This window comes from Candidatus Eisenbacteria bacterium (genome assembly GCA_016867495.1).
Lineage (GTDB): Bacteria > Eisenbacteria > RBG-16-71-46 > CAIMUX01 > VGJL01 > VGJL01.
Genome location: VGJL01000159.1, coordinates 1 through 5,973 on the forward strand (window position 1 = coordinate 1; position 5,973 = coordinate 5,973).

Consider the following 5,973-nt stretch of genomic DNA (forward strand, 5'->3'; position numbering starts at 1 on the left):
GATCTGGAGTACCTGAGGCGGGAGCGCCGCGTGAAAGCCCTCGTCGTTCGCGTCGACTCCCCCGGTGGGGAGGTCGCGGCCTCTCAGGAGATCCACGCTGCGCTCCTGCGCTTCAGGACAGAGACGGCCCTGCCCGTCGTTGCCTCCTTCGGCGGGGTCGCCGCCTCCGGAGGCTACTACATCGCGTGCGCCGCCGATCGGATCGTGGCCAACCCGGGAACGCTCACCGGGTCGATCGGTGTCATTCTCACCTACGCGAACGCGGAAGGGCTTCTGGAGAGGGTCGGGATTCGTTTCCGATCCGTACAGAGCGGGCAGATGAAGGACCAAGGCGCCTTCTGGAGAGACCTCACCGATGAGGAGCGCGCCGTCCTGCAGGGAACGGTCGACGACGTCTACGACCAGTTCCTGGAGGTCGTCGAGCAGGGGCGTGGGATGAGCAGGGAGGAGATCGCTCCGTACGCGGACGGGCGCACGCTGTCCGGGCGGCAGGCGCGCCAGGCGGGGCTCGTCGATTCGCTCGGCGATCTCTCGGTCGCCATCGATCTCGCGAAGAGCCTCGGCGGCCTCGACGAAGACGCCCCGGTCCACCGTCCCAGGAAGCCGCGGGAGGGGATCCTGGACCGGTTGCTGGAGGGTTCGGCGGCTCTGCCGGCCCTCCTGGAGCCAGGGGTCAGGATCGAGTACCGGCTGGCGCCTCACCTGGGCGGGGGCGTTGTGGGGGGGCGGGCCCGATGATACAATGCGGGAACTGGGGTTAGACGCGGCGAGTATAGACTCTGGCCGCAGGCACGGGGGGGACGGATCCCCGCCCGAGGAGGTCTAGGCTCTTGAACGTCCGAACTCTCATCTGCCTGGCGCTGCCCGCTCTCCTGCTGCTCGTGGGGGCCGGGCCTTCATTCGCGCAGGGAACGAGCGGGGCGGCTTCCCTGAACATCACCCCGGGAGCGAGAGCCGATGCGATGGGCCGGGCGAACGTCGCGCTCTGCAACGACGCCACGGCGAACTGGTGGAATCCCGCGGCCCTGGGGCAGGTCGATCAGAGGATCTTCTCCCTGATGCACACACAGCTGGTGCCCGGGCTTGCCGACGACGTCTACTACGAGTACCTCGGCTATGCGCAACACATGGAAGGATGGGGAGGCGTCGGCGCGAGCCTCATCTTCCTCACCTATGGCAAGAGCATCGCGACCGATGCGAACGGAAGGGAGCTGGGGACCTTCTCGAGCTACGAGTTCTCGCCTTCCGTCTCCCTCGGGACACAGATCGCCAAGGGCCTCTCCGCCGGCGTGAGCCTCAAGTACGTCTACGTCAGCCTTGCCCCTGCCGATATCATGCGCCTCGTCTCCGAGGGCGAAGACACGGCCGCGGGAACCGGCGACACCTTCGGCGCCGACCTCGGACTCCTGTACGATCTGTCTGAGCTGATGCCCGGCTTTCCCCTGCCGGGCCTGGGGATCGACTTTCCGCCTCCAACCCGCATCGGGCTCAACATCCAGAACCTCGGGCCGAACATCTCGTTCATCAGCGAGGACGAGAGCGACCCGATCGGCCGCAACATGAAGCTCGGCATCGGGATCAGGCCGTACGATTCCGAGTCGATCCGCTTTCTCGCCGAGGCGGACATCAACAAGAGCCTGATCTACGCCGACGAGGAGCCGATCTACAATGCGGGTTGCGAGCTCTCCTTCGGCAACTACGCTTCGGCGAGATTTGGCTACATCTATGACAAGGCGGGAGACATCCGCGATCCGACTTTCGGGTTAGGCGGCCAGATCGGAGGCTTGAGCATCGACTACGCCAGCGTGCCCCAGGCGCGCGACCTTCCGGAACGCGTGACGAAGCTCTCGATCACCTACAGATTCTGATCCCGGACGTGAGACCGTTGAGGCATCGCGTCCTGAAAGCCTGCGTCCTCCTCCTTGTGGGGGGGACGCTTTCGTTGATGGCCCGCGCGGGCACGATCGCCCTATCCGGCGGTGGAAGCGCGCGCGTGGAGAGAGACGGAGCTCCCGCCCCCTTCACCGGGCGCGAGTTCCCGCACCTGCTGCCGTCGCGACGCCCCTTGGCGCCCGACCTGCCGGCCGAGTCGGCCGCGCGCGCGCAGCGGCCGGGCAACGCGCGGATCTCCCGCTGGACGGGGCTGCCGACAGTCCTTCGGAGGGAGCCGCGGTTTCTCTCCGATCGGGAGGAGTGGAAGAAGGTCGAGAGCGCGGCGGAGCCCGAGACGGTGCGGATCCTGGCCGTGCGCGTCGACTTCCTGAAAGACTCGGCGGATCTCGAGACGACCGGCGGCGGTCGCTTCGACCTGCGATCGGCCGAGGAGGCGAAGATTCCGATCGATCCCCCTCCACGCAATCGGGCCTACTTCGAGTTCCATCTCGAGGCGCTGCGGCGCTACTACGCGGTGCAGACGGGCGGGGCGCTGGCGCTCGAATACGATGTCTACCCGCAGGAGGCCGACTCGGCCTACCACCTGCCCGACACCGATCGCTACGGCCCCTGGGTCTCGAGCGTCCTCGGCGAGTCGATCACGGTGCGCGCCGTCCGCCTCGTTCGCGAGAGCCTGCTGGCCGCCGAGGCGGCCGATCCGGAGATTCCGTGGAAGGAGTACTCGAGCTTCCTGATCTTCCATGCCGGGGCCGACTTCCAGGGGGATGTGCGGCAGGACACCGACTACGACATCCCCTCCTTCAATCTCTATCTCGAGGACTCGCTGGCGGTCTATGCGGGGCCCGACTCGGTGAAGATCAACCTGGCCATGGTGATGCCCGAGAGCATTTCGCAGGACGAGTATCACGGAGCCCTGAACGGCCTGATGGCGCACGAGTTCGGCCACCAGCTCGGCTTCTTCGATCTCTACGACAACGCGGCTTTCCTGCCGGTTGTCGGGCTCTTCAGCCTGATGGACTCGGGGGACTCGGAGTACTTGGGCCCGCTCGAGAATCCGTACGACCCAGCGGTCCCGGTCTACGCGAGGGGCGTCGTCCCCTCGAGCCTCGATCCCTGGCACAGAGCCCTCTTCTTCCCCGAGAGCGTGCGGCTGCTCTCGGCCGCGCCGGGAGAGACGCTCTCCACAGCCCTTCCGGGCGTTCTCCTGCGCAACGACATCCTGCAGATCAGGCTCCACTCGGACGAGTACTTCCTCATCGAGAACCGCAGCCTGGATTACGACGGGGACCCGGCTCTCTATCTGGACGCCGACTCGCTGACGGGTGTCTTCCTGGGGCCCGCTCCGTCCGACAGCACCCCGGGCAACGAGCGCGGGGCCCTCGAATACGACGCCATCCTTCCGGGAGGCGGGGTCCTGATCTGGCACATCGATGAGATGGCCGCGCTGGAGGGCCTCCTCACCTACGGGGGCGTGAATGTCTTCGGGGATCGGCGGGGAATCGACATCGAGGAGGCCGACGGGATCCAGGACATCGGGACCTCGTCGAACGAGTTCCTGGGCGGGCCGTACGATCCGTACTTCGTGGGGGGATACACGCGGTTCGGCCCGGAGACGATCCCCGACTCGAGGACGAACGATCGGACCGACACCGGAGTCTCCATCGAGGTCCTCGATCCACCCTCCGACACGATGGCGGTGAGAGTCGGCGACCCGCGGTCGCTCCCGGGCTGGCCCCTCTATCTACTCGCGGCTCCTACGGCCCGCGAGGCGCTCGGCCGCCTGGACGTCAACGGCGACTCGGTCGAGGAGATCCTCCTTGCCTCCGGCGCGAGCGTTCTCGCCCTGACGAGCGATTCGCCGCTTTCGTCCGAGGAAGGGTTCATCGTCCTCCTGGGCGAGTTCGCCGATCGTCTGACCGAGGGCGTAGCGGTGGTTAGGGAGTGGGAGGCGGTCCCGGAGGTGGGGCCTGTGCTCATGGGGAGCGCAGGGGGCATCGCTCGCTGGTTCGACACCGGAGCCACATTGCTCGGACAGTGGGGCGAGCGCGGCGGCCCCGACTCCCTGACGGTCACGGCCGGGCCTGTCGTCTCGGGCATTCTGGGCCTGGTCGGGTGCGGCGACGGCCGCGTGGTGGGACTGACCAGGATTCCAGACGGCGTTTTCGATGTCTGGACTCTCGAGGTTCCGCAGGTCGCCGATTCGATCGTGAGCCTGGTGGCTGGCCAGGTCGGCTCCCGCTCGCCCGTCTGGGTGGCCGGAGGCGGAGTCGATGGGTCTGTCTTCGTCGCGGAGCTGCTGGACGTCGAGCTGCCGCCGCGTCTGTTGCCCGGCTGGCCGCAAAAGATCGCGGGCGGCGCGATCACCTCCCTTCTGGCCTTGAGCGCGCCGATCAGATTCGGGGAAGCGCCTCGCGATCTGCTCCTCGTGACGACCGAGGATGGGATCGTCGACCTCCGCGCGATCGATGGGGGTGCTTCCGTCGATGGCTGGCCCCGCTCCTTTCATCCGCCGATCGCCGGTTTCCCGGCGGTGGGGGATCTCGACAGCGACGGGATTCTCGAGGTGGCCATCACGACTCGCTCGGGCGACATGCATCTCTGGGATCTCTCTGGAGTGGTCGAGCTTCTCTGGCCGAGGTCGGTCTGGGAGCCGGACAGGACGCGGAGGCCGCCGACACGGTCGGGTCCCCGGCTCTGGGATCTTGGAGGGGATGGGCAAGTCGAGTGGATTCAGATGCGGGGGGATGGAATCGTCTCGGTCCGAGATGGACAGGGAGCGCAGTTGCGGGGCTGGCCGCTCGCGACGGGATCTCCGGGGACGGACGGGCCGTGCCGCCTGCTCGGATCGCAGGGGGATGAGAGGTGGTTCGTGACCCACGCGGTCGCCGACACGATCCTGGGTCTCGGTCCTCTGCCGATGCGCGGAGCCCTCGGAGTTGTGGTGGAGGATTGCGTCGGTTGCTTCCCGGAGCCCCTCTTCGACGCCGCGCGGAGCGGCGTCTATCCCCAGCGTCTCGTCCCGCCTCCCCAGCCGGTCGCTCTCTTCTTCGATCTCGACCGGGTGATCCTGCACCCGAACCCCGTGAGGGGGCGGCATCTCAAGATCCGCTACTTTCTCGGCGCGCCCGCCCGGCTGAAAGTCGAGGCTTTCGATCTGAGCGGCCGCCCGCGCGCGGCGATGGAGTGGGACGGCCAGGTGGGCGCATCCGGGGACGATCTCTCCTGGGACCTGGGCGACCTCGCGCCGGGGGCGTACCTCGTGAAGCTCCGCGCGGAGGGCGAGGGCCAGACGGCGGCGCTCCAGCGGATGATCGCGATTCTCAGGTAGCGACCCCTCCCATCGGGGAGACCTCGAGGCCGTTTGGCGTCCGGAGCGAGAGGGATTATGATCGAGACGATGGGCACGGCGAAGAGACCCGGCGGCGCGCGCGGGAGCGTTCTCCTGGCGGCGCTTCTTCTCGGCATCTCGGCTGCCTGCGCCGCGGCCGGCCTCTCCCTCCCGCCCGGCGATCCCGGCCGGGCGCCGGATCTCGCCGGGATGCGCGATCCGATCCCGCGCCCCCGGTCCTTGGACGGCCCCTCCGACGGCGCGCGCGGAACGCTCCTCGGCAAGACGATGGAGCCTCTCGCCTCTCAGGAGGAGGAGCGGAGCAGGGAAGAGGCGAGGGCGTCCCTTGGGGAGCCGGAGGAGGATCGCGCCGCGAGGATCTCTCCTGTCGTCGCGTTTCTCATGAGCGCGGCCCTGCCCGGGAGCGGGCAGCTGGTCGAGGGGCGCAATCGAGCTTTCGCCTACCTGGGGGTCGAGGTCCTCTCGTGGGTCTCGCACTTCGCCTGGAAGGACGCGGCCCTCAGGAAGGAGGGCGAGTACGAGGCCTACGCCGATCGGCACTGGGACTTGGAGGCCTGGAGCGACGCCGCGCTCGAGGACTGCCCCGCGGGCGCCATCCCTCCCGGGGGGAACTACGCCGAGCTCTACGAGACGATCCAGCGGCTCCGCGTGGAGGACACGAACGACTATTACGAGCTGCTGGCCAAGGAGGATGGCTACAGGGCAGGGTGGGACGATTTCAGCTGCCCATC

Annotated in this window: 4 protein-coding genes; all 4 read left to right on the forward strand. The window is 67.9% G+C overall.

Going from position 1 to position 5,973, the window contains the following annotated elements; genetic code table 11:
- Window positions 1-738 (forward strand): signal peptide peptidase SppA (sppA, locus tag FJY88_11180; GenBank protein ID MBM3287896.1); only part of this gene is annotated, 738 nt, incomplete at its 5' end.
- 41 nt (window positions 739-779) lie between these two features.
- Complete coding sequence (locus FJY88_11185; protein MBM3287897.1) at window positions 780-1,868, forward strand: PorV/PorQ family protein; 1,089 nt, start codon at window positions 780-782, stop codon at window positions 1,866-1,868.
- Window positions 1,869-1,885: 17 nt separating this feature from the next.
- Window positions 1,886-5,221 (forward strand): hypothetical protein, encoded by a 3,336-nt coding sequence (locus FJY88_11190; GenBank protein ID MBM3287898.1) that lies wholly within the window; start codon window positions 1,886-1,888, stop codon window positions 5,219-5,221.
- A 57-nt stretch (window positions 5,222-5,278) separates the two neighbouring features.
- Window positions 5,279-5,973: hypothetical protein (locus FJY88_11195; protein MBM3287899.1), on the forward strand; the 695-nt coding region annotated here is incomplete at its 3' end.